Below are 22,311 nucleotides of genomic sequence, written 5' to 3'. Positions count from 1 at the left end.
GTTTGCACTGGTGGCTGCGCGAGTGGAATTTTCGGACTGACGATGCGGTGTTGCGGTCTTGGACGCCTGCCTTGGGAGAAAGAAACACGGTGAACATTGTAGCCGGCTTCGACAATCGTCTTCCATTTTTTGTTGTTTCTTGCGGGCAGGGCGCGCGGAACGAAAGGCAGCGGCGGGAAAGTGCATTGCTAACAGACCAGCGATGCGGGAAGCTGCATGCGATTTCTCGCGCAGGACCGCGTAGTCCGAACTTCGAGCCGCCTTCGTTCAGCGGCGGTCTTCTGGGCGGGTCGAGAGAGAGGACAGCGCCACCTGGCTGGATGGAATGGTCGGCTTGCGGGGGAGATATTCCTTCACGCCGGAGATTTACCTGACAGGATGGGGTCTGATCGGCGGCGGCGGAGCCGACATCGACTGGGATGTCGCGCTTGGCATCGGCTACGAGCTCAACGAGCGAATATCGGCAATCGCTGGGTATCGTGCGCTCGGGGTGGACTACAGCGACGACGGTTTCATTTTCGATGCCGTCCAGCAAGGACCGATTCTCGGGGTCGCGCTCAAGTTCTAACGTCAAGCGGCCGTCGGTCTCCTGCGCAACGATAGGAGGCAACCGGATGTGCATAGTCTTCAGGCATGGATATAGGGGGCTCGTTCACGCCTCGATCTTGCTGTTTTTCCAGTTCGTTATCGGGCTAGCCGCTCCCCTGGCGGCTCAGGAGGCGGCGACACAAGCGCCGCCGGCCAAGGTCCAGCAACTCATCGAGTTGCTGGACGACCCGGACGTTCGGCAATGGCTTGCGGCCAAGCAGACGACTGCGACGGCAGGCGTGATACCACCGGCGGGACATGCGTCTCGTTTGGTCGCTGGAATTCGGCGACATCTTGCCGGCATGCGCCAGGCCATACCACGAGTGGTTCCCGAATGGATCGCAGCGAGAGAGCGCATAGCACATGAACTTAAGAACGGAGTGACGAGGCCGATCGTGTGGGGCCTCTCATTGGTGCTCATCGTAGGATACGCCGCCGAGTTTCTCGTGCGTTATGCGCTGAGGCGAAGTGCGCGCCGGAAAGCGGCCGAGCCTGGACCGGGACTCGCCGCATTTATCCGCATTGCGCCGCTCGTCGTATTCGCGATCGCTGCGGTCGCCGCTTTAGCGCACACCGGTTGGCCGAGCCGCCTAGAGGCGGCGGTTGCGCCGCTTGTCGTCGCATGGATCGGCGCTCGTTTGCTGAGCGCCGTCGCTTCAGCGGCAGTGAAACCGAGATACACGGGAAGTGGCGCGGCAGAGGGGCGGGCGGGCGCACCAGGGCTGGAAGTGACGCTATTCTGGTACAGACGTTCCGTGCTTTTAATTTATGCTATGGCTTTCACTTGGGCCGTTGTCGAAACGACGCAGGCTCTCGCCGTCGCCGCCGATGTCCGAGACCTCACGGCCGCCGTGCTTGGCCTGGTCGTGCTTGGCATGGCGATCCACGCGGTGGTGCGCCGGCCTTTGGTGGACCCGACAGTGGGACGTCGGATTACGCGCAATTCGCTGATCATCGCTGCGCTCGCACTATTGTGGCTCCTTTGGGCTGCTGGGATGAAGGTATTGTTCTGGATCGGCGTTTATGCACTCATTCTGCCGTTGCTGTTGCGCGTCATTACTGCTGCCACGCGAAGCGCGCTGGAAATCGACACTGCAGACAACATGCACGTGTTTCGCAACGTCCTGATTGATCGCGGCATACGGCTCTTGATCGTTGCGCTGGCGGCCGCCTGGCTCGCCATAGTTTTCCAGCTCCACGGCAGCCCCGTGATTCAAGGTGATGTCGCCAAGCACATCTTTCGCGGCGCTCTCGCCGGGGTGATCATCCTGCTGGTGGCAGATCTCGTCTGGCAATTGACGAAGGAGTTCATCAATCTTCACCTGAAACAGGCCATGATGGAAAGTATGGATTCTGCACAGCTTGCCCGCAACATGCGGGTGCGAACTCTGCTGCCTATTCTGAGGAATTTTCTTGCGGCCGTCGTCGCGGTCACCACCGGCATAACGGTTCTTTCCGCTCTCGGGGTCCATGTTGGCCCCCTGATCGCCGGTGCCGGCGTTTTCGGCGTGGCACTTGGGTTCGGTTCCCAAACACTTGTCAAGGACGTTATCAGCGGAATCTTCTACATGATGGATGACGCCTTCAGGGTGGGTGAATACATCCAGAGCGGCAGCTATATGGGAACGGTCGAATCCTTCAGCATTCGCTCCGTCAGGCTTCGCCATCACCGGGGGCCTGTGTTTACCGTACCCTTCGGCTCGCTCGGTGCGGTGCAGAACATGAGTCGCGACTGGGTGATCGACAAGTTCACTATCAACGTCGCCTACGATTCCGATGTCTCCAAAGTGAAGAAGGTGGTGAAGGGTGTCGGGGCCACGCTGCTTGAGGACCCCGAACTCGCACCGCTGATCATCGAAACGGTGAAGATGAAGGGCGTGGAGCAGTTCGGTGACTACGGCATCACGCTGGGCTTCGCCACGACCACTAAGCCTGGTCATCAGACCCAGGTTCGGCGCCGTGCGCAGGCCCTGATCAAGGATGCGTTCAAGACACATGGCATTCACTTCGCTTCGCCGACAGTCCAGGTCGCCGGGGACGAGGCGCAGTCGTCAATGGCGGCTGCAGCCATGACGCGCGACACCATCGCGAAGAAGAACGCCGCCTTGGCGGCGCAACCGGGAGGTGAGGCAGCGGCCGAGTAGCCTGGGCTAGGCAGCACCGTGAAGTTTAGTCCGCAGCGGCGATCTTGGCAGGTCACCGAATCCTTTGGACCGGGCGGACCGAACTCATGCGCCGCGTAAAGCGGCTTCGCCTGAGGGCATCGAGGCGAATGAGCTATCGGTCGCTGCCTTGGTAAACGGTAAGCGGTGCCGTGAGGCCGTCACTTCTTGAAGTTCCAGGGCATCAGAGCATCGAGATCGCTTGATGGTCAACCTGGGGCGATACGTTCAAGTGTTTGCGTCAGCTCAGGTTCGATTCCTTTCAAGGCCAGGGATAAACAATCGAATGCCCGAGGACGTCGTATGTCTCCGATCGTCTCAGTTGAGTGTGAGCGCGACGAGCATCCCACGGCTTTCGTCTGTTGACGGAGGAGGAGCCGTCCGCTGTTTTAGAACTTCTGCTTTGCGCGCTTTGGCATGAAGTAGCTTCGGATATTGACGAGCGCCTCGGCGACGGCAGCAGCATCCTTGTGGGTAGCTGGTCCTTTTGTCTCGCTGAGCTTGCGGATTGGCGCAATGATGTCGCCAGTGACGGCATGACCGCGAACGACGGGCCGCCACAGCTTCGGCGCGAACCCGGTTCCCATCCACGCAACTTAGCTGCTGCGCCACACTCTGGGTCCATCATCAGGCTTCGCCGTCCTGGTCATTCTTGGTCTGAAAAACTCGGATGAGGGTAGAACAATTCGGGTCGCCCGAGTCGAGAAGCTGAACCGGCGAGGTCCAGCCGATGGCGACGCCCATGGCCGTGTCGACAGCCCAACCGGGTTCTTCCCCGGCGCGTTGCAGAAGCCGCCGCCCATGTGAATCGACACACTGCCGCCGCCGCCCGCGCACCCGGTGAACCCCGATTGCGTCAACGACAGTTCCGGCGTGGTGGCCCGGTAATCCCTATGGCAGAACTGCCGCGATCGCCCGGACCAGACGGTCGACATTCTCGATCCGACAAGTCTCGCCCATCAGTCCGATTCGCCAGATGCGCCCCGCGAGCGGCCCGAGTCCGCCGCCGACCTCTATCCTGAATTCGTCGAGCAGGCGTCTGCAGGCGGGCGCGTCCTCCAGGCATTTCAGGAGCCAAACCGTATTCAGCTGCGGCAGCCGGTGCTCCTTGTCGACGACGAAGCCGACTCCCAGCCCTTCTAACCGTTCGACCAGCCGATCATGGGCGGAGCGGTGGCGCGCCCAGGCGGTCTCCAAGCCTTCGCCAAGCAGGCGGGTAAGGCTCTCGTGCAGGCCGTAAAGCACATTGACCGGGGCGGTGTGGTGATAGGATCGAGCACCTTCCCCCTCCCAGTACCCCAGCATAAGACCGAGATCGAGGAACCAGCTCTGGATCGGCGCCTTGCGCGCCTTGACTGCCGCGACGGCGCGATTGGTAAAGGTGATCGGCGCAAGGCCTGGCGGCGCGGACAGACATTTTCTGCGTGCCGGCATAGGCTTCGACGAGAATTCCGGCCTGCATTGAAATCGACGAGGAACAACTTGCCGCGGAGCTCGCTTTCCTGGGGTAGGAGATCTATCAGTGGGAAGAGGCCGACCCACCCCTAAAAGGTGACGGCGTTTGATCGATACAAGGCTTGATCCGGATCGCATTGAGGAGCATGCGACGGCAAGCAGTTTGCACAGGCTCGTTACCGCGCTGGCGGTGCAGTCTCGAAAGGTGTGAGGAAGGGACAGCGGCAGCAGGATCACCGTCCGGCTTGCTCAAGGTTGGATCACTATGAAATCACCATGGAAATTCATTGCCCAACTGACGTCGCGTCGAGCGTCGGCGAAAGCGCAGGACAGTTCGACTGGCAATGACACCGATCCCAAGGCCCTCGAGAGCGAAGTGGAGCATGCGTCCGCACTTCTACCCAGTTCGAAGCTAGTTGATCAAGAGTCGAGTGCATCCGATAAGGCGAAAGGTGGTGACAGTATTGCGCAGGTAATAAGACCGCCGATCGATGATGCACAAGCTCACGCACCGGCGCGTCGTGAAGCTGACTATACGGTTGGCGAACAGCCTTCGTTGGTACGAAAAAACGCGGTAAGCACAAAGTCGCAAACGAAAGCACGCATTAAACGACGGGAACGTGGGGAGAATGCCAACGCGCAGGTGGCTGCACAGATCCCTGTCACCGCAACGGATCATCCAAGCGTGCAACTCCCGTCTTCACGGGATCTGTTCTTTGATGAAGTGGCAATACTCGATGCAGAAATCAAAATGCTGAGGAGTCAGCTCGCTCAAAAGCTTCGTCTGCAGAACGTTCAGCTCAAGAAGATGCTCGAGCGCTTCGATGTTTCGTGAGCGTAGCGACGCTCCGAGTCACGTCATTGAGACGACAGCTCGTAGCCTTTACTCCCCCGTTGATCGGCACACTGCAGGCATAAGCCTAATATCAACCATCCGTAAAGCAGAACTCTTTTGCTTGAGTTGACTCTGTGGTGCTCTCAGCAGAAAACAGGCAATGACCACAGGAGGAAATTGTTGATGGCTGACGAAAGTAACACGGGACCGATTGCTGCAACTGACGCGGCGAACGCAGAAGTGAAAGCACCGACGACCAAGAAGCAGAGGTCGGCACGGCGTCCAAAGACGGCTGCCGAACCAGTGCAAGCTTCATCAAAGGCGTTGGCCGCGAAACCCAGGAGGTATAGCGAACAGGAGAAGAGCGAGAAGCTCAAGCTGATTGAGACGCAAGTCCAAGGCAACAGTACCCTCAAAGACGCTATCAAGAGCGCCGGCATATCGGAGCAAACCTACTATCATTGGAAAGGCGCTGCGAAGGCCGTCAAGCAAAACGACACTAAGGGTATTAAGGGCACCAGGCCCGTGCCGGCCGGCGATGAGTTGGCAGACCTTGTCCAACTCGAAGAGGAGAACCAAAGGCTCCGCAAGCTACTGGCGGAGAAGCTGCGGGCGGAAAACGCCGAACTGCGCAAAAGACTTGAGCTGGATTGACTTAAAATTGCAGGCGTTGGTTCTTCAGCGGCCATCCGGTCCTGCGGTATGCCGGAAACAATTTCTCGATAGACCGGGCATAGCCGCGAATGGGCCCCATGGACGGCTAGTGCCACGCACGTAAGCTGCGAAGTTGGCGACGCGAAGGATGCGGCGCCGCTTCGGGTGCCGGGCAGTTGAAGTGTGCCGGGAGGAGCTGTATTAGTCCGCCAACAGTAGCGCCGATCGGCGTTGTTCTTTTTACGGCACTCAGGGATCGAGAGAGTATATGAAAACGCCACAGCGGAGTTTCGTTGTCGAGTTCAAGTCGGGGCGGCGACAGTCAAAAACTCGGACGAATTCCATCTGGGGGGACACTGACCTTAAGGCAGTGGCCCGCGAAGTAGAAGACAAGGTCCCGCATCTTTTCAAGTCAGATGAAGCACCGGGAACTCCTGAAGCAGATGAAGCGGCTCCAACTGCTCCCGTGACTGCAAATTTCGCGAACGAACCCGCAGGCAATGACATTTCTGACCAAGCAGCGCTAGCGTCGGCCGACGGTATGGAAATTGAAATCGCGAAGCAGCATGAGTCCGATTGCCCGGCTACCGAAGCTGTTGCGCAAGTGCAGGACAGTCAGCAGACATCGCAGCCGACAACAACATCAAAACGCACACCTCGAAAGCGCGTCGGCCGGCGCCCTACCCACGCGACAACGCATAGCTCAATGGCCGCACTCGAGGATCCCAAGACTGCCGCGGATCCGATCTCGTTCGACGAAGTGGCCGCCCTTGATGCTGAAAACAAGCGGCTTAAGCGGCTGTTGGCCGAACAACTTCAGACACAAAACCTGCAGCTCAAGAAGATGCTTGAGCGGTTCGAGGTCACCTGAAGACACCGTGACATGGTTGCGAACGGGTTGGGGGCATAGATGCCGGTAGCTCCGACTCAAGCTTAGCAAAACCAGGCGTTGGTGAGCGGCGCCACACAGGCTTTCAACTGGAGCTTCTAGGATGTAGTCCGGAAGGCCGGGTCTGTCATGCCGCTGCCTCCCATCCGTCCCGGATGTGACGGTATCCATCCCGGTAAACCACTTCGGGCGTCTCGGAGAAATCGCGCCGGACCTTCGTTGCGGCCGCGAGGTCTTTCAATGCGCGGCCGAAGGCCTCGATTGTCAGCCAGCCGTCATAGCCGCTCGCACGGATTTCCTTGAAGGTCTCCGGCCATGGAATGTTGCCGCGGCCCGGCACCCCTCGGTCGTTCTCCGAGATGTGGACATGAACGATGCGGTCCGCATTGCGGGTGAAGGCCCCTACGGGGTCGGCTTCTTCGATATTGCTGTGGAAGGTGTCGTACATGGCGCGAATATTCGGATGCCCGATCGCGTCAATATGGGCAGCAAGGTCGTCCATTGTGTTGACGAGATAACACTCGAAGCGGTTCAGCGCCTCAAGTGCAACGGTGACACCGCGCTGAGCGGCATGATCGCCGATCGTGCGCTGCGAGGAGATGGACCGCCTCAGTTCTGCGGCGGTGGGCCCGGTACCGGAGAACTGGCCGAGCGTAGAATGCAGTGGACCGCTTAACGTGTGCGCGCCGAGGGCGGCCGCGCAGTCGATAGCCCATTGCATGTAAGCGATGCCGCGCTTGCGTGTCGCATTGTCAGGCGAAATCAGGTTCATGGAAGGGGCGCTTATGGCAGACACTGCGGTGCGCTCCAGACCTATGCGATCGAGCAATGCGCCGAGTCGGCGGTACTCGTCCGGAGCGCCCTCGAAGATCGGTATCTCTACCCCGTCGAAGCCGGTCGCCCTGATGTCCCGGAGTAGCTTTTCATGTTTCCGGCCGACGCTCGTCGTCCACAGAAACATGCACATACCGATCTTCATGGTTCCATCCTCCCGTTTCTCACTGCCGCGGTAACGCCTCCCCACGCCGATCGCAATCTGGTAATACCAAATGCGGCGATCTGGTCAAGCTAGCAACGTCAATCATTTCGGACAGAAGTGCCGCGATACGCTGCACACTTCTCCAAAAGCCCGGAAATGCGAGGATACGTATGCGGCTTGCCGGCAGAGGGAATTTGGGATAGACCTTCTATGAAGCACAATTGGCCCAACCAGAATAGGTTCGGTCGGAGTGGAGGAGATGCCCCGGCACCCTCGAGTGCCGCGGCAGTAACGATGGGTTTTGGGAGGACGTTTATGCACCTTTCGACGCACAACTGGATGCGGGCGGAGCCTCTCGCCGTCACGGTGAAACGCATAAAGAAGTACGGCTACGAGAGCATCGAGATTTCAGGCGAGCCGGCCCAGTATGACATCAAGGCCACGCGCGCACTGCTCAAAGAACACGGCATTCGCTGCTGGGGCGCGGTGACGCTAACGCTCGGCGGGCGCAACCTCGCAGCCAAGGATGAGGGCCAGCGGGCAAAGTCGGTGGATTACGTGAAGAGTGTTATAACGATGGTGAGTGAGCTCGAAGGCGAGATCGTCACCCTTGTACCTGCGACCGTCGGCAAGGTTGTTCCGGATGGCACCGAGGAGGAAGAATGGCAGTGGGTCGTGGATGCGACGAAGGAGTGCTTCGCTCACGCCCGGGGAAAGGGCGTCCGGCTGGCGATTGAACCGCTCAACCGGTTCGAGACGTATCTCTTCAACCGCGCTGCCCAAGCGCTCGCGCTAGCCGACGCAGTTGATCCCGATTGCGGCGTTTGCCTCGATGCTTTTCACCTCAACATCGAGGAGGAGGACATATACGACGCGATCAGGCTTGCGGGAAACCGGCTTTTCGATTTCCATGTGGCGGACAACAACCGCTTTGCGGCGGGCCTCGGTCATCTCGACTGGCCGAAGATCGTCGCCACTTTGAAAGAGATCGGATACGACGGCGCGCTCACCAATGAGTTCGTGGCTCCGGTAGACCGCACGCCAGCGGCGAAATACCGCGATATGGTCGAGCGCAATCCGGTCGATATCCCCCGGAGCAGCTCAAATTCATCCAGGACCACGGATCGAGCTTGCTGACCGAGAAGTTCTACGATGACCAGATGCGGATCACCGCAGAGACCATCCTGCCGCTGATCAAGTGAGGGACGGGCCCGAGTATGCCCTGCGGCCGGCGTGCTGCGGGGTTGGGAGGCGAAATGCGTATCAAGACCGTCCAAGCCTGGTGGGTTCGCATACCTATCGAAGCCAATCGGCAGCATCGCAGCGATTTTGGTCGCCTGACAACCTTCGACGCGGCGATCCTGCGCATAGAAACAGATGACGGGATCGTGGGGTGGGGTGAGGGCAAGAATGCTGCGGGCAGCGCGGGTACTTACGGCACCCTCGTGCACATGCTCAACTATGAGGTGGGTCCGAGGCTCGTCGGTCGCGACGCCGCCGATATCTCCGCCATCTGGGAGATGCTCTACAATGGCGTGCGCCACGAAACGGCGGCGATGTCAGGTCATGCTATGCCGGAGCTCTCACGCAGGGGCCTCTCGATTGCCGCGATCAGTGCCGTCGACATCGCATTGTGGGACATCCTTGGCAAATCGCTGGGCGTGCCGGTATGGAAGCTGCTCGGCGGGCGTAAAGCGGATCGGCTGCCTGCTTATGCTTCCGGCGGGTGGGAAAGTGCCGAAAAGATCGGCGCCCAACTGGAGTCCTACCTTGCCAGTGGCGGTTTCAAGGCGGTCAAGATGAGGGTCGGCGCGATGGACCGCGCACCGCATATCTCGGCGGCCCGCGTGCGTGCTGCCCGCAAGGCGCTTGGCCCCTCGGTGGATATCATGGTCGATGCGCATGGCACCTATACGGTTGCCGACGCGAAACGTTTCATACAGCTCGTCCGGGATTGCGATCTTGCCTGGTTCGAGGAGCCGGTGATCGCAGACGATAAGGCCGGCATGGCGGAAGTGCGCGCCGCTGGAAACGTTCCGATCGCAGCCGGCGAGAGCGAGGCCACTCGCTTCGCTTTCCGCGACCTTGCGGTGCTGCGATCAGCCGATATTTTCCAGCCCGATCCGGCGTTCTGCGGCGGCATTACGGAGGCCATGCGCATCGGCGCGATCGCCAGTGCCTTCAACCTCCGTCTTGCCCCGCATTTGTGGGCCGGTGCCCCGTGCTTCTTCGCTGGTCTGCACATCTGCGCAGCCTCCCCGGCAAGCTTCGTCATCGAATACTCGGTCGGCGCGAATCCGATGATCCACGACCTCGTCGAGGAGACTGTCGCCGTGAGAGACGGGATGCTAGAGATTCCCGATAAACCCGGCTTGGGATTTACGATAAATGAGCGCGTCCTGGAGACTCATGCGCAAAGACTGTAATCATGAAAGAAAACAATCTGCTTTCGGACCTGGCGGCCCATCTATTTTCAACTTCGAGCGACAGTGGACGAACTCCCTCGGAGCGGGAGCTCGCCGAGCACTTCGCCGTCAGCCGGGGGCAGCTTCGGGAGGCTCTGGCAATCCTGGAAGCCATGCGCATTGTGGAGCGTCGGCCAAAGTCGGGTATCTATCTGACGACGACGGAGGCGAGTGTCGAGGCCATAGCACTCTTCGCGCGCGCTGGCGTGCCACTCGACCCGATCGTGATCTACGAGACGGTGGAACTCCGCAAGATCCATGAAATCAAGGCTGCGGAGCTCGCCTGCGCGCGGGCGACTGAGGAGAACTACGAACGGCTGCGCGTAATTCTCGCCGCTTCCGAAGCGAAGATCGCTGCAGGCGAGGGCCTCGCTCGCGAAGACCGGGATTTTCATCTGGAGATCGTGCGGGCGACGAAGAACAGCGTGTTCCACCGGATCTGCAGCGTCTATTACACGATGGGCGAACAGCGACTGCCTATCTACTTCGCTGATATCGCCCGCAGCCGTCGCTCGCATGAAGAACATATCCGTATCTACGAGGCGCTGCTCGCACGCGACGGCAATCTCGCCCAAGCTTTGATGAACGCGCATCTTCAGGGCGCGGAAAGCTACTGGAAGGGCCTCATCGGGGGACCTGCGACAGCCGCGGAGTAGTCCCCGGTCGGCAAAGAGGAGGCCGATGAGTTTCATTTTCTCGACCCACCGCCTGCACCCCGACGCCGAAGATATGCTGAAGGCGGCGGGTGATCTCCGCGTCGCATCCGCCCCCGATCCCGAGACGTTGCTTCATGAAGGTGAGGGTGCGGAGATTGTCATCGTGCGTGCGCCGATACCGCCGGCCTTCTTCGAAAATGTACCGGCCCTGCGCGCCGTAGTCCGGCACGGTGCGGGGCTCGACATGATTCCCTATGACGCGGCCACGGCAGCCGGTGTGCTTATCGCCAACGTGCCGGCCGTCAACGCACCGACTGTTGCGGAGCACGTCTTCATGGTGACGCTTGCGCTGCTGCGCCAGTTCCGTCCTATGGACCGCGATGTCAGGAACATGGGTTGGAGTGCTGGGCGAGCCCACTGCGACCGAGCACTTGATCTCGCCGGCCGCATCATGGGCGTCATCGGCATGGGCAATGTGGGAAAGGCGGTCTTCCGGATCGCGAAGTACGGGTTCCAGCTGGAGATCGTTGCGAACAGCCGCTCGCCCGAAAGCCTGCCGAACGGTGTCCGGTTTCTCTCGGTCGACGATCTGGTTTCGACGGCTGATATCGTCGTTCTCTGTTGCCCGCTCACGCCCGAGACGACCGGGCTTTTAAGCCGCGAGCGAATTGCGCGCATGAAGCCGGGCGCGATCGTCGTCAACGTGTCGCGCGGTCCGGTCGTGGATGATGGTGCGTTGATCGAGGCGCTCGAGATGGGGCGTATCGGCGGCGCTGCCCTTGACGTGTTCTCTACACAGCCCCTGGCGCCCGAGCATCCCTACTTTCGACAGGACAATGTGATCGTGACGCCTCATGTCGCTGGCATTACAGAGCAAAGCATGATGCGCATGGGAATAGGAGCAGCGGCCGAAGCGATCCGCGTCATGGAAGGGGGATTGCCCGTTAATCTCCGCAACCCTGAGGTCGTGGAACACTACAGGCGGCGGTTCCCGGCATAGTGCTTCGTCCATCCGGATGGACGCGTCCTGGTGGTCATGTGAATGACGGGAAAACAGGCGGGAAGTCACGACCAGGATGGAATCGGTTTTGTCGTTAATGACGCCTCAGCCAGCATGGCGCAGGCTCATCCCGCTTCCGCCGTCGAAGAGCACGACTTTTTCCGGATTCCAGGAGAAGCGAACAACCTCCTCGATCTCGAGGTCGGCCTGAGCTGGCACCGTCGCCTGCAAGAAGTGGTTGCCTGTACGAAGCGTGACGATCTTTTCGACGCCATGGTTCTCGACGTCGTGCACGCGGGCCTCGCCGGGTGCGCCGCTTTCGAGGAAGAGATCCTCAGGGCGGATGCCGAAGGTCAGGGGCCGTCCGTCAAGCGCAGCGCCGACCGCGGCGTCAAAAGGCAAGCGGTAGCCTTCGTCTGCGATAGCCTCGCTGGCCGCGAGCTTGCCGGAGATCAGGTTCATCGGCGGCGATCCGACTGCACGTGCAACGAACGTGTTGACTGGATTGCGATAGATTTCCTGCGGGGTGCCTGTCTGAACGAGCTGGCCATTGTTAAGTACGCCAATCCTGTCGCCCATCGACATGGCTTCGATCTGATCGTGGGTGACGAAGAGAAAGGTCGCGCCGAGATTCATCTGAAGGTTCTTGAGTTCAGTGCGCAGCGCTTCGCGCAGTTTGGCGTCGAGGGCGGAAAGGGGCTCGTCCATCAGAAAGACGCGCGGCTTGCGCACGATGGCTCGGCCGATGGACACGCGCTGCATCTCGCCACCCGATAGGCGGTCCGTCTTGCGGTCGAGCAGATGCTCGATGCGGAGCGTCCTCGCGACACGGGCGACACGCTCCTTGATCTCGACCGGTTCGACACGCCGGATGCGAGATTTCAGCGGAAATTCGAGATTCTCGCGGACGGTATAGCGGGGATAGAGCGAATACTGCTGCAGCACGAGCGCCACGTCGCGCTCGGCGGCGCCCCAGTCGGCGACATCCTCACCGTCGATGAAGATCTGTCCGCCCGTCGGCTTTTCGAGCCCGGCAATCAGCCTGAGGGTCGTCGTCTTGCCGGCGCCCGTCTCGCCGAGCAGCACGAAAAACTCTCCGTCGGCAATTTCGAAACTGAGATCCCTCAGGGCGGTGTGGGTACCGAAGGTCTTGGTGATGCCTTTGAGTTCGATATGCGCCATCAGAGCCTGATCCCGAAAGATGTGCCAGTCGAGCTGTCGAAGAAATGCGCCTGAGCCGGATCTATGCGAGCCCAGACGGCCTCGCCGGGCCGGGGTACGAAACCACTTTTTGTCCGCGCGCGTAGCATCTGATCGCCCACCTGCAGGTCTATGATGTCATGCGAGCCGAGCGGTTCGATGATATGGGCCTCGACGGGCACGAAGCCCTCACGTGCTTCCCTCGACACGAGAACCCCTTCAGGTCGTACGCCGAGGGTGAGATTTCCGTTTGGAGCCCCAGCGACAGCGAGCTGGGCCGTGAGATTCGACGGAAAATCGAAGGACGTTGGAGCACCTCCCACCACGACGCGCGCATGCCCCGCGTCCTCGCAAACCGTCACGTCAGACATGTTCATTACCGGACTCCCGACAAACTGCGCGACGAACATGTTGGCAGGACGAGCGTAGACCTCGTGAGGGCTGCCGACTTGCTGCAGCACACCTTCGTGCATGACGACAATGCGATCGGCGAGGGACATCGCTTCGACCTGGTCATGGGTGACGTAGATCGTTGTCGAGCCCTGTTTGATGTGAAGTCGCTTGATTTCAGCGCGCATCTCTTCGCGGAGCTTCGCGTCAAGCGCCCCGATCGGCTCATCCATAAGCATCGCCTTGGGACGCCGGACGAGTGCCCGACCGATCGCCACGCGCTGCATGTCGCCGCCGGAAAGAGCGGAGGGTTTTTTGGTGAGCAGATGGGTGATCTGGAGCGTTTTTGCAACCGCCTGAACCTCGCGCTCGATGTCCGTAGGGTTGCCGCGCGTGGCGCGGAGCGGGAAGGCGATATTCTCGAAGACCGTCATGTGCGGGTAGAGCGAGAAGGACTGGAACACAAAGGCGATGTCTCGGTGCGACGCCTTTATGTGCTGCACCGGCTGACCGTCTATGAGGATGTCGCCTTCATCGATCGTTTCGAGCCCGGCGATCGCGCGTAGAGTGGTCGTCTTGCCGCAGCCGGACTGGCCAAGCAGAACAATGAACTCGTTGTCGGCGATGGTGAGATTGAGGTCCTTGATGACCTGAACGGCACCAAAGTGCTTCTCAATCCCGCGTAATTCAATCTGCGTCATGGCCTGCTCTCGTCAGCATTCTGTTCCGGCGGTACCTTCGACGTGATCATGAAGGCAATCAGTCCAACTAACGTCATCGTCAGTCCATAGCGATGAAGGAACAGGTTCCACGGCTGGCACAGCGCGATGATCCCGAATATCATCAGGAGCTGCGCGCCTGGCGCGAGATACTTCTGATTTATGGCACGAAACGTCATTTGCGGATCGCTCCGAAGCTCATGCCGCGCAGGAGATGGTTCCTGAGCAGGAAGGTGAAGATTGCGACCGGTAACAGGAACAGGAAGGTACCTGCCGCGATGACTGTCCAATCCGGAAGGCCAGAGCCGACCTGGCTTGGGATGAAGGGCGGTGCCGTTTGCGCGCGCCGGTTCGTCATGATCAGCGCGAAAGCATATTCATTCCACGCTGTGATGAAGCAAAAGACGGCGGTCGCGGCGATCCCTGTGGCGGCCTCTGGCAGGACAATCTTGAAGAAGGCTTCCAAGCGCGTGTAGCCGTCGACGAGCGCCGCTTCCTCGTATTCCTTCGGAATCTCGTCGATGAAGCCCTTCATCAGCCAGACCGAGAAGGACAGATTGAAGGCGGTGTAGAGGATGATAAGACCCCAGTGAGTGTCGTTCAGCCCGACAGCCCGGTACATCAGGAACATGGGGATCGCCACGACCACGGGCGGCAGCATGCGTGTCGATAAAATGAAGAACAACAGGTCCGCTTCGCCCTTCACTTTGAAACGCGAGAAGCCGTAAGCCGTGAAGGTGCCCATGCCGACGGCGAGCACCGTAGAGGTGATCGCCACGATGAGCGAATTCATGAAGCGGTTGGGGTAGCCGGATAACTGCACCTCACCGCGTCCCGAACGCACGACCTTTTCCCCCGTCGAAGACCAGCCGTTCCCACCAGGGAGCGGCAGCATAGTCTTCGGGATCCGGTGCTGACCGCAACTGAGAGCGCTTGGTGAAGAGCTTGACGAACGGCGAGATCTCCGGCTCGAATATGACCGTCGGGGGGATGGTCGTCGCGAGGTTGCGCGGCTTGAAGGCCGTAGACGTGATCCAATAGATCGGTGCGAGAAACAGCAGCGTGATTACGAGCACGGCGGCGATCGCTACCCGGTTCAGCGCGCGCTCGGAGCGAGTCTGGACAGCCGCCATCTCAGCGCTCCTTCACCCTGTTGAGATATTTGACGTAAATGTTGGTGATCGCGAGCACCATGATCAGCACTATGTAGGCGAGTGCGCAGGACCGCCCGGTCTGCCATTCCTGAAACGCCATCTTGTAGAGGCGGATTGAGATCACCTCCGTGGTCGGTTGGCTGGTGAGAATGTAGGCGAGATCAAAAGTCTTGAAAGCCTCCATCGTGCGAAAGATGATTGCGATCATGAGTATCGGCGCAACGAGCGGCAGAGTGATACGGAAGAACGTGTAGAACGGTCCCGCTCGGTCAATGGCAGCCGCCTCGTAAAGGTGCCTCGGTACGGCCGAGAGGCCTGCGAGCGAGAGCAACATCACGAAGGGTGACCACATCCAGATGTCGGTGATGGCGACAGCGTAGAGTGCCATTTCGGGATTCGCCAGCCACTCGAAAGAGCCGAGGCCGAGCGCGTAGTTGATGATGCCGAAGGAAGGATCGTAGAGCAGCTTCCAGAAGAGCCCGACCACCGCCATCGACAACATCATCGGCAGCAGAAGCAGGGTCGTAATGAGACCCTTGAAGGGGATTTCACGGTTGAGCAGCATCGCCGTGCCAAAACCGACGGCAACCTGACCGGCAACCGACACGATCACGTATTTCGCCGTAATTGCGAAGTTCGCCCAGATGAAGGGGTCGTTCAACAGTTCCCGGTAGTTCTGCAGGCCGACGAAGGTGGCCGGCGCGTTCGTCGAAGCACGAAAGTCGGTGAACGAATAGCCGAGCGAGTAGATCAACGGGAAGATGTTGAAGACGATCAGGAACAGGATCGTCGGAATAATGAAAAGATTGCGAATTTTGATGTCGCTCAAGCCGCGCGAAGCAGCGCGCGACTTCGAATCCAACGATGTCATAACCACGGTGGCCAATGTGCTCCTCCTCCCAGAGCCGACGCCGGGCGCACTTGCGCCATCTGTTGCGTATTGCCTGAGCGCGGCGCCGCGTCCGGCGCGAGCCCTGTCCGGTGCCAAGTTGAAGAGCGGGAGGGAGCCGGGCACCCACCCGCGTGTCGTTCGTTATTGGCGGCCGTACTTCTTGAAGGTCGCGTTCCAGTCCTTGGCGAGAGCGTCGAGTGCCTCTTTCGCTGTACCCTGGCCGGCCGTCACATAGGGATAAATGCGTTGGTTCATCTGGATCAGCAGCTCGGCATATTCGGGCGTTGCCCAGAAGTCCTTCACTCTGAACATGGTCTCGTAGAATGCCTTGTTGTAGGGCGTGGCGTTTTGGAACTCTTCGGACTCCAATACCTTAGCGCTTGCCGTGTAACCGCCGAGCTCGGCCCAGCGCTTCTGTGTCTCGTCCTTGACGAACCACTCAAGGAATTTCATCGCCTCTTCCTTGTTCTCCGAATAGGAGACGATGGAGATGCCCTGGCCTCCGAGAGCGGCATACTGGTCGCCCTCCGGGCCGGCCGGGTTGGCAAAGAAGCCGGTGACCTTCGCGTTCGGGTTTGATGCTTCGTTGACCAGCGCCGGGAAGAAGGCGAAGTAGTTCATGCTCATCGCCGCCAGATTTTCGGTGATCGCCTGGTTGTTCTCGACGAAGAAGGACTTGGCCCAGCCAGGAGGGGTGAACCCGTAAAGCTCGCGGTAGGCTTCCAAAGCCTTGACGTTCTTCTCCGAGTTGATGATCCCGTCGACCTTGTAAGTGCTGTAGTCTCCGAGTTCTCCTCCGAAAGAGAAGATGGCGTTCTCTACGCCCATAACGAGGCCGTCATAGGAGTTGTCGGTGTAGATCGCGATGCCGTAGCGCTTCTGGTCCGGACGATGGAAGAACTCGGCGATGTCGCGCAACTGCTTCCAGTCCTTGGGCGGAGCGAGGTCATAGCCATACTTCGCCTTGAAGGCTTCCATCTCCTTTGGGTCCTCGAACCAGTCCTTGCGGTATGACCACCCGACAGCGTCGCCCTCAGCAGGGATCGACCAGTACTTGCCGGAGTTCGCAGGATACTCCGAGTAGTACTTCACCGTGGCTGGAGCCATCACCTCGTTTAGCTTGTGCTGGTTGAAGAACTCGGTGAGGTCGACGTAGTGGCCGGCCTCCGATGCGGCGCCGATCCACTGTGAGTCGCCGACGACCATGTCATAGGCCGAGCCCTTGGCGTTGAATTCGGTAAAGGCCTTCGTTTGAAAGTCCGCCCATGGAGTCGTTTCGACCGTGACCTTCACGCCGGTCTCGGCCTCGTATTCGTTTACAAGCTCCTGGAGATAATTGGCCGGGTCCCATTCGGCCCAGAAAATCGTCAGTTCTTGTGATTGCGCGGAAGTCCCGCAGGCGAACATAAAGCTGATACCAGCCACCAGACCGGCCACTGTCTTGCGCATAATATTCCTCCCCTTTTTGTGCACCCCGCCCCGCCTTTTCCACGGCGGTTCGTCTGTCAAATCCTCCTGATTGACGCTTCTGCGGCGGGTCCTCCTCCGACCCATGCGGCCTGGGACAGATATCAAGCCCAAGCAAACGCAGCACCAATCTGGTAGTACCAAATCTAACGAGCGTCAAGGTTACTGTCCTCGCCATTGCCGCAGGCCACCGCTCGCAATGCCGGTAGTGTCACGGAATTAAACCTGCATGCCTTACCCCCAGTTCAACCAGGAATGAGTTGTCCATAAGTCGTCATGCACGCGCATTATCTAAATTGGTCAAACCAGTTCCTCGAGTCGACGAGAATGCGCGAGATCATGTCGCGGATTGCGCATCGCGGACCGCCGCCTCGACCAAGGCTGCCGCCGCCCATTCTGCAACCGCTTGTGCACGTTCGGACGAGAGGCCCCAAATATCCTTAAGCACGACCAGCACCTCGACACCGAAAACAAGCGAGAGCGCCTGAGCCAACTGCTCGCGGGCCTCAGCCGGCACCTTGCCCTCGAGTGGCACGGTGACTTGTCGAAGGAGCTCGACGCGGTGCCCTCGCGTGAGCTGTGGTTCGTTACCAAGCGTGCCTGCCTGCCGCTGCGCCCACTGATCGAGCGAGAGCTTCAGTGCAGCCTTGAACGTCGCTTCGAACTCGTCGATGCGCGGCATGGCAGTTGCGAGCAGATCCCCAACGCGGGTGAGCGCATCGGGCGCCTCGGATCTCCAATCGAGGATCGGGCCGAGCGCCTCGTGCACCACCGCATGAACCAGCGCCGCCTGGCTCGGAAAGTATCGGTAGGCAGTGGCGCGCGAAACTTCGGCGGCTTCCGCGACCTCACTCACCGAGGGGGTTATACCGGACTGCATCAACCGTGTGGCGGTATCCAACATGAGTTTGCGTGTGCGGGCTCGGGGACCGCGTTCGGCGTGTGTGGCGGATTCGCTCTGTTGACGTGAGACATCCATATCTTTACGATACGCGCATCTCATAATTTTGCAAGTGTCGGCAAACCGGTCGGCATGAGGCGGCTTTCAAGGCAGAGGAGGGCCAGGGTCGCCGGGGAGGAGAGATGAAGCACATCTACGTCGTCGGCACGGCCGACACGAAGGGGGAGGAACTCGTTTATCTTGCGTCCTGCGTCGAGGCCGCGGGCGGCCAGCCTGTTTTGGTCGATGTTGGAACGCGTCGCCCCAAGGTTATGGTCGACATTTCCGCCGAAACCGTGGCCGCGGCCCATCCGGGCGGTGTCGCCGCGGTGCTTTCCGGCGACGACCGGGGAACAGCGATCGCTGCGATGGCCGAGGCCTTTGCGAGGTTCCTTCCCGCCCGGGACGACGTCGCCGGCGTTGTGGGCATGGGTGGCGGCGGCGGGACGTCAATCATCACCGCCGGCATGCGCAGGCTGCCGCTCGGGCTACCGAAGGTCATGGTCTCCACGCTCGCGTCCGGCGACGTGGCACCTTATGTTGACGTCTCAGACATCATCATGATGCCGTCGGTTACCGACATGGCCGGGCTCAACCGCGTGAGCCGCGTGATCCTGAAAAATGCGGCCGAGGCGATTACCGCCATGGCGAACAGGCCGGCAGACGAAACGGCCGCGAAGCCCGCTCTCGGCCTGACCATGTTCGGCGTGACGACGCCCTGTGTGACTGCGATCGTTGAACAATTGAAGGCCGACCATGACTGTTTGGTTTTCCACGCCACAGGCACCGGTGGACGAGCAATGGAGAAGCTTGCCGACAGCGGGCTTCTATCGGGTGTGCTCGACATCACGACGACGGAGGTGTGCGATCTTCTCTTCGGCGGCGTGTTGCCGGCGACCGAGGATCGTTTCGGCGCAATTGCGCGCACCGAATTGCCCTATGTCGGCTCCGTCGGGGCTTTGGATATGGTCAATTTCTGGGCGCCAGAGACGGTGCCGGAGCGATATTCCGGCCGGCTCTTGTACCGCCACAATCCAAACGTCACGCTCATGCGCACGACTCCGGAGGAATGCGCCGCGATCGGAAGATGGATTGGCGCAAAGCTGAACCTCTGCAGCGGACCTCTCCGGTTCCTGATCCCGGAGCGAGGCGTGTCGGCACTGGATATCGAGGGCGGCGCCTTCTTCGATCCTGCGGCGGATGCGGCGCTCTTCGAGGCATTGGAAGCCACCGTCGATAGAAATGACCGGCGCCGCATCGAACGCCTTCCGCTCCACATCAACGATCCGCAGTTCGCCGAGGCCGCAGTCGGCGCGTACCGAGACATTGCCAACTCTGAAAGAGACACCGATGCCACTAATCCCCCGCAAGACCATTCTTGAAAAGTTCCACGGCATGATCGCCGCCGGCAAGCCAATCATCGGAGGTGGGGCCGGAACGGGGATTTCGGCCAAGGCCGAGGAGGCCGGGGGCATCGACCTCATCATCATCTATAATTCCGGCCGTTATCGAATGGCGGGCCGCGGCTCGGCGGCCGGTCTGCTCGCCTATGGAAATGCCAATGAGATCGTGAAGGAAATGGCCTTGGAGGTGCTGCCGGTCGTTAGGGCGACACCGGTACTCGCCGGCGTCAATGGCACCGACCCATTCGTTTTCATGCCTCAGTTTCTCGCGGAACTGAAGGCCATGGGCTTTTCCGGCGTACAGAATTTCCCCACCATTGGCCTCTTCGATGGACGGATGCGGCGGAGCTTCGAGGAGACCGGGATGGGCTATGGTCTCGAGGTGGAAATGATCGCCGAGGCCCACCGGCTCGACCTGCTGACGACACCCTATGTCTTCAACGAGGAAGAAGCGATCGCGATGACCAAGGCGGGTGCAGACATCGTCGTCGCTCATATGGGCGTTACCACGGGAGGTGCGATCGGCGCCACTTCCGCGATCTCGCTCGACGACTGCGCGAGCGAAATCGACGCGATAGCGGCTGCCGCGCGCTCGGTACGCAAGGACGTCATTGTGCTCTGCCACGGGGGGCCGATTTCAATGCCGGAGGACGCACGCTACATCCTCGATCGTTGCCCAGGCTGCAATGGCTTTTATGGCGCAAGTTCCATGGAACGCCTGCCTGCCGAGGTGGCGATCCGCAAGCAGACGGAAGAGTTCAAGGCGCTTGCCATCAGTACGGTGGTCTGAGGCGAGCAGGATGCGGAGGAGGCCGCGGCATGGCAAAGAACAACTATTTTCTCTACCCGATTGATGTTGACAGCTTCGGCTTCGACTGGGGTCGGCTTGCGCTGACGGTCGCGCCGGAGGTGAACGGGGCGGAGCGCTTCTCGGGTGGTGTGGTCGATTTGCCGAGCGGCCAGGGGCATGCGCGTCACAATCATCCGGGAGCCGAAGAGATCATTTTCGTCATCTCGGGAGAGGGGGAGCAGATGGTGGAGGACGAGAACGGCGATCCGGTGACGCGGAGCGTTGGACCCGGTTGCACTATCTATGTACCGGAAAGCCGGTTCCACTCCACAAGGAACACGGGTCCCGGCCCGATGCAGCTTTTCGTGGTCTATTCACCGGCAGGCCCTGAGCGTGCGCTTCGGGATCTGCCGGATTTCCGTCTAATCCCGCCCGGTACTTAAGGGCGCACGACAACGGCTTTGTGGGAGAAATTCCGTGGATATCAGCCCAAGACAAGCGCTAGCGGCGGGGCCCCCCTTCGATGCGGCGAAACTCGACAAGCTCATGGAGGAGGCGGGCATCGACGTTCTGCTCGCCACATCCAAGCACAGCACGCAGTACCTGCTGGGCGGTTACAAGTTCATCTTCTTCGCCGCAATGGATGCGATTGGCCACAGCCGCTATCTGCCAATCGTCGTTTATGAGAAGGGCTCCCCCGATCACTCGGCGTATATTGGCAACCGCATGGAAGGGGGAGAACACCAGAACAACCCTTTCTGGACACCCGCCGTTCATACGGCGACCTGGGGTACACTCGACGCAGCAGCGCTTGCGGTCGAGCATCTGAGAAAGATCGGTAAGTCGGGTGCTCGCATCGGCATCGAACCGCCCTTCCTGCCGGCTGATGCGCGGGATCTATTGGCTTCTCGCCTTGAAGGTGCGCGTTTCGTGGAGGCGACGCATACGCTCGAGCGACTGCGCTCGATCAAGACACCGCAAGAGCTGGAGAAGCTCAAGGTTGCCTCCGAACTGATCACCGATTCCATGCTCGCCACCATCGCGGCTGCACGAGAGGGATCCACCAAGGGCGAGATCATCGAACGACTCAGGCGAGAAGAGACCAATCGCGGGCTGCATTTCGAGTATTGCCTGCTGACCCTGGGTGCTAGTCACAACCGTGCGGCCTCGCCGCAGGCATGGGCGAAGGGTGAGGTGCTTTCGATTGATTCGGGTGGCAATTACCAGGGCTATATCGGTGACCTTTGCCGAATGGGCGTGCTCGGCGAGCCCGATGCGGAGCTCGAGGACTTGCTAGCTGAAGTCGATGCGATCCAGCAGGCAGCCTTTGCCAGGATCAAGGCCGGGGCGAGAGGCAGTGAGATGATTGCTTCGGCGGAAGAGGTTTTGAGAAGCTCGCCTTCGGCCGACTTTACCGACTTCTTCTGCCACGGCATGGGGCTCATCAGCCACGAAGCACCATTCCTGATGACCAACCACCCCGTCGCTTATGAAGGCGTAGATGCGGATCGGCCCCTGGAGGCAGGCATGGTCATTTCCGTCGAGACGACGATGCTTCATCCGCAACGCGGTTTCATCAAGCTCGAGGATACGCTCGCCGTCACGAAGGAGGGATACGACATGTTTGGCAACAGAGGCCGCGGTTGGAACCCTGGGGCGGTTTAGCGAGCGGC

General features: G+C 60.1%; 19 protein-coding genes and 4 pseudogenes. 13 read left to right on the top strand and 10 right to left on the bottom strand.

Translation table 11 applies throughout. The annotated features are described in order from the left end of the window. Window positions 1–263 precede the first annotated feature (263 nt). Together N0Q91_RS19850 and N0Q91_RS19845 are read left to right on the top strand one after the other, a co-directional pair. Window positions 264–568, top strand: a pseudogene (locus N0Q91_RS19850) (hypothetical protein); the annotation flags it as partial. A gap of 46 nt (window positions 569–614) precedes the next feature. Beyond that, window positions 615–2,732: a mechanosensitive ion channel family protein gene (locus N0Q91_RS19845; protein ID WP_275598449.1), complete on the top strand. Its 2,118-nt coding sequence runs from the start codon at window positions 615–617 to the stop codon at window positions 2,730–2,732. Between the two features lie 407 nt (window positions 2,733–3,139). Here the strand turns inward: N0Q91_RS19845 and N0Q91_RS19835 are convergent. Together N0Q91_RS19835 and N0Q91_RS19830 are read right to left on the bottom strand one after the other, a co-directional pair. Further along, a pseudogene (locus N0Q91_RS19835) lies at window positions 3,140–3,337 on the bottom strand (UPF0149 family protein); the annotation flags it as partial. Window positions 3,338–3,641: 304 nt separating this feature from the next. Further along, the gene (locus N0Q91_RS19830) at window positions 3,642–4,184 is read right to left on the bottom strand and encodes a pyridoxal-phosphate-dependent aminotransferase family protein (protein ID WP_275598448.1); all 543 of its coding nucleotides are present in this window, start codon (window positions 4,182–4,184) and stop codon (window positions 3,642–3,644) included. A 286-nt stretch (window positions 4,185–4,470) separates the two neighbouring features. On the opposite strand from N0Q91_RS19830, the gene N0Q91_RS19825 reads away from it, so the two are divergent. The 3 genes from N0Q91_RS19825 to N0Q91_RS19815 all read left to right on the top strand — a co-directional run bounded on the left by N0Q91_RS19825 (window position 4,471) and on the right by N0Q91_RS19815 (window position 6,565). After that, entirely contained in the window at window positions 4,471–5,040 is a 570-nt protein-coding gene (locus tag N0Q91_RS19825) for a hypothetical protein (protein WP_275598447.1), read from the top strand. A 183-nt stretch (window positions 5,041–5,223) separates the two neighbouring features. Continuing rightward, window positions 5,224–5,694, top strand: coding sequence for a transposase (locus N0Q91_RS19820; protein WP_275598446.1), 471 nt, complete (start codon window positions 5,224–5,226; stop codon window positions 5,692–5,694). Window positions 5,695–5,962: 268 nt separating this feature from the next. Continuing rightward, window positions 5,963–6,565, top strand: a complete 603-nt coding sequence (locus N0Q91_RS19815; protein ID WP_275598445.1) for a hypothetical protein — start codon at window positions 5,963–5,965, stop codon at window positions 6,563–6,565. Between the two features lie 145 nt (window positions 6,566–6,710). On the opposite strand, the gene N0Q91_RS19810 is transcribed toward N0Q91_RS19815, so the two are convergent. Further along, window positions 6,711–7,562: a sugar phosphate isomerase/epimerase family protein gene (locus N0Q91_RS19810; protein WP_275598444.1), complete on the bottom strand. Its 852-nt coding sequence runs from the start codon at window positions 7,560–7,562 to the stop codon at window positions 6,711–6,713. A 315-nt stretch (window positions 7,563–7,877) separates the two neighbouring features. On the opposite strand from N0Q91_RS19810, the pseudogene N0Q91_RS19805 reads away from it, so the two are divergent. From N0Q91_RS19805 to N0Q91_RS19790, 4 genes and pseudogenes are all read left to right on the top strand, one after another. After that, window positions 7,878–8,764 (top strand): annotated as a pseudogene (locus tag N0Q91_RS19805) (sugar phosphate isomerase/epimerase family protein). A gap of 54 nt (window positions 8,765–8,818) precedes the next feature. After that, complete coding sequence (locus N0Q91_RS19800; protein ID WP_275598443.1) at window positions 8,819–9,988, top strand: mandelate racemase/muconate lactonizing enzyme family protein; 1,170 nt, start codon at window positions 8,819–8,821, stop codon at window positions 9,986–9,988. A 2-nt stretch (window positions 9,989–9,990) separates the two neighbouring features. Further along, window positions 9,991–10,683, top strand: a complete 693-nt coding sequence (locus N0Q91_RS19795; protein WP_275598442.1) for a FadR/GntR family transcriptional regulator — start codon at window positions 9,991–9,993, stop codon at window positions 10,681–10,683. 25 nt (window positions 10,684–10,708) lie between these two features. Continuing rightward, window positions 10,709–11,683, top strand: a complete 975-nt coding sequence (locus N0Q91_RS19790) for a 2-hydroxyacid dehydrogenase (protein ID WP_275598441.1) — start codon at window positions 10,709–10,711, stop codon at window positions 11,681–11,683. Window positions 11,684–11,788: 105 nt separating this feature from the next. On the opposite strand, the gene N0Q91_RS19785 is transcribed toward N0Q91_RS19790, so the two are convergent. The 7 genes and pseudogenes from N0Q91_RS19785 to N0Q91_RS19755 all read right to left on the bottom strand — a co-directional run bounded on the left by N0Q91_RS19785 (window position 11,789) and on the right by N0Q91_RS19755 (window position 18,484). Next, window positions 11,789–12,865: an ABC transporter ATP-binding protein gene (locus tag N0Q91_RS19785; RefSeq protein ID WP_275598440.1), complete on the bottom strand. Its 1,077-nt coding sequence runs from the start codon at window positions 12,863–12,865 to the stop codon at window positions 11,789–11,791. Further along, the gene (locus N0Q91_RS19780; RefSeq protein WP_275598439.1) at window positions 12,865–13,974 is read right to left on the bottom strand and encodes an ABC transporter ATP-binding protein; all 1,110 of its coding nucleotides are present in this window, start codon (window positions 13,972–13,974) and stop codon (window positions 12,865–12,867) included. The genes N0Q91_RS19785 and N0Q91_RS19780 overlap by 1 nt, the downstream gene beginning before the upstream one ends. Continuing rightward, complete coding sequence (locus N0Q91_RS19775; RefSeq protein WP_275598438.1) at window positions 13,971–14,171, bottom strand: hypothetical protein; 201 nt, start codon at window positions 14,169–14,171, stop codon at window positions 13,971–13,973. The genes N0Q91_RS19780 and N0Q91_RS19775 overlap by 4 nt, the downstream gene beginning before the upstream one ends. Beyond that, a pseudogene (locus N0Q91_RS19770) lies at window positions 14,168–15,125 on the bottom strand (carbohydrate ABC transporter permease). The gene N0Q91_RS19775 and the pseudogene N0Q91_RS19770 overlap by 4 nt, the downstream one beginning before the upstream one ends. Before the next feature lies 1 nt (window position 15,126). Then, window positions 15,127–16,032, bottom strand: a complete 906-nt coding sequence (locus tag N0Q91_RS19765; protein WP_018098158.1) for a carbohydrate ABC transporter permease — start codon at window positions 16,030–16,032, stop codon at window positions 15,127–15,129. A gap of 147 nt (window positions 16,033–16,179) precedes the next feature. Beyond that, window positions 16,180–17,487: an ABC transporter substrate-binding protein gene (locus tag N0Q91_RS19760; protein ID WP_018098157.1), complete on the bottom strand. Its 1,308-nt coding sequence runs from the start codon at window positions 17,485–17,487 to the stop codon at window positions 16,180–16,182. Between the two features lie 355 nt (window positions 17,488–17,842). Next, a complete protein-coding gene (locus N0Q91_RS19755) occupies window positions 17,843–18,484 on the bottom strand; it encodes a TetR/AcrR family transcriptional regulator (RefSeq protein WP_275598437.1) in 642 nt (213 codons plus the stop codon). A gap of 104 nt (window positions 18,485–18,588) precedes the next feature. Between N0Q91_RS19755 and N0Q91_RS19750 the strand changes: the two genes are divergently transcribed. From N0Q91_RS19750 to N0Q91_RS19735, 4 genes are read left to right on the top strand one after another with little or no spacing between them, the layout of a single operon-like run. Continuing rightward, window positions 18,589–19,827: a Tm-1-like ATP-binding domain-containing protein gene (locus N0Q91_RS19750; protein WP_275598436.1), complete on the top strand. Its 1,239-nt coding sequence runs from the start codon at window positions 18,589–18,591 to the stop codon at window positions 19,825–19,827. Continuing rightward, complete coding sequence (locus N0Q91_RS19745) at window positions 19,796–20,638, top strand: phosphoenolpyruvate hydrolase family protein (protein ID WP_275598435.1); 843 nt, start codon at window positions 19,796–19,798, stop codon at window positions 20,636–20,638. The genes N0Q91_RS19750 and N0Q91_RS19745 overlap by 32 nt, the downstream gene beginning before the upstream one ends. A 29-nt stretch (window positions 20,639–20,667) precedes the next feature. Continuing rightward, on the top strand, window positions 20,668–21,081 hold the full coding sequence (locus N0Q91_RS19740) for a cupin domain-containing protein (protein WP_275598434.1): 414 nt from the start codon (window positions 20,668–20,670) through the stop codon (window positions 21,079–21,081). A gap of 34 nt (window positions 21,082–21,115) precedes the next feature. Next, window positions 21,116–22,303 carry a M24 family metallopeptidase gene (locus tag N0Q91_RS19735; protein ID WP_275598433.1) on the top strand — a complete coding sequence of 396 codons (1,188 nt, stop codon included), beginning with the start codon at window positions 21,116–21,118 and terminating at the stop codon, window positions 22,301–22,303. Window positions 22,304–22,311: the final 8 nt, after the last annotated feature.

It is taken from the genome of Sinorhizobium prairiense (genome assembly GCF_029201645.2).
GTDB classification, from domain to species: domain Bacteria; phylum Pseudomonadota; class Alphaproteobacteria; order Rhizobiales; family Rhizobiaceae; genus Sinorhizobium; species Sinorhizobium meliloti_A.
The sequence above is the reverse complement of the archived record's forward strand: the minus strand, read 5'-3'. Positions and strand labels throughout refer to the sequence as shown.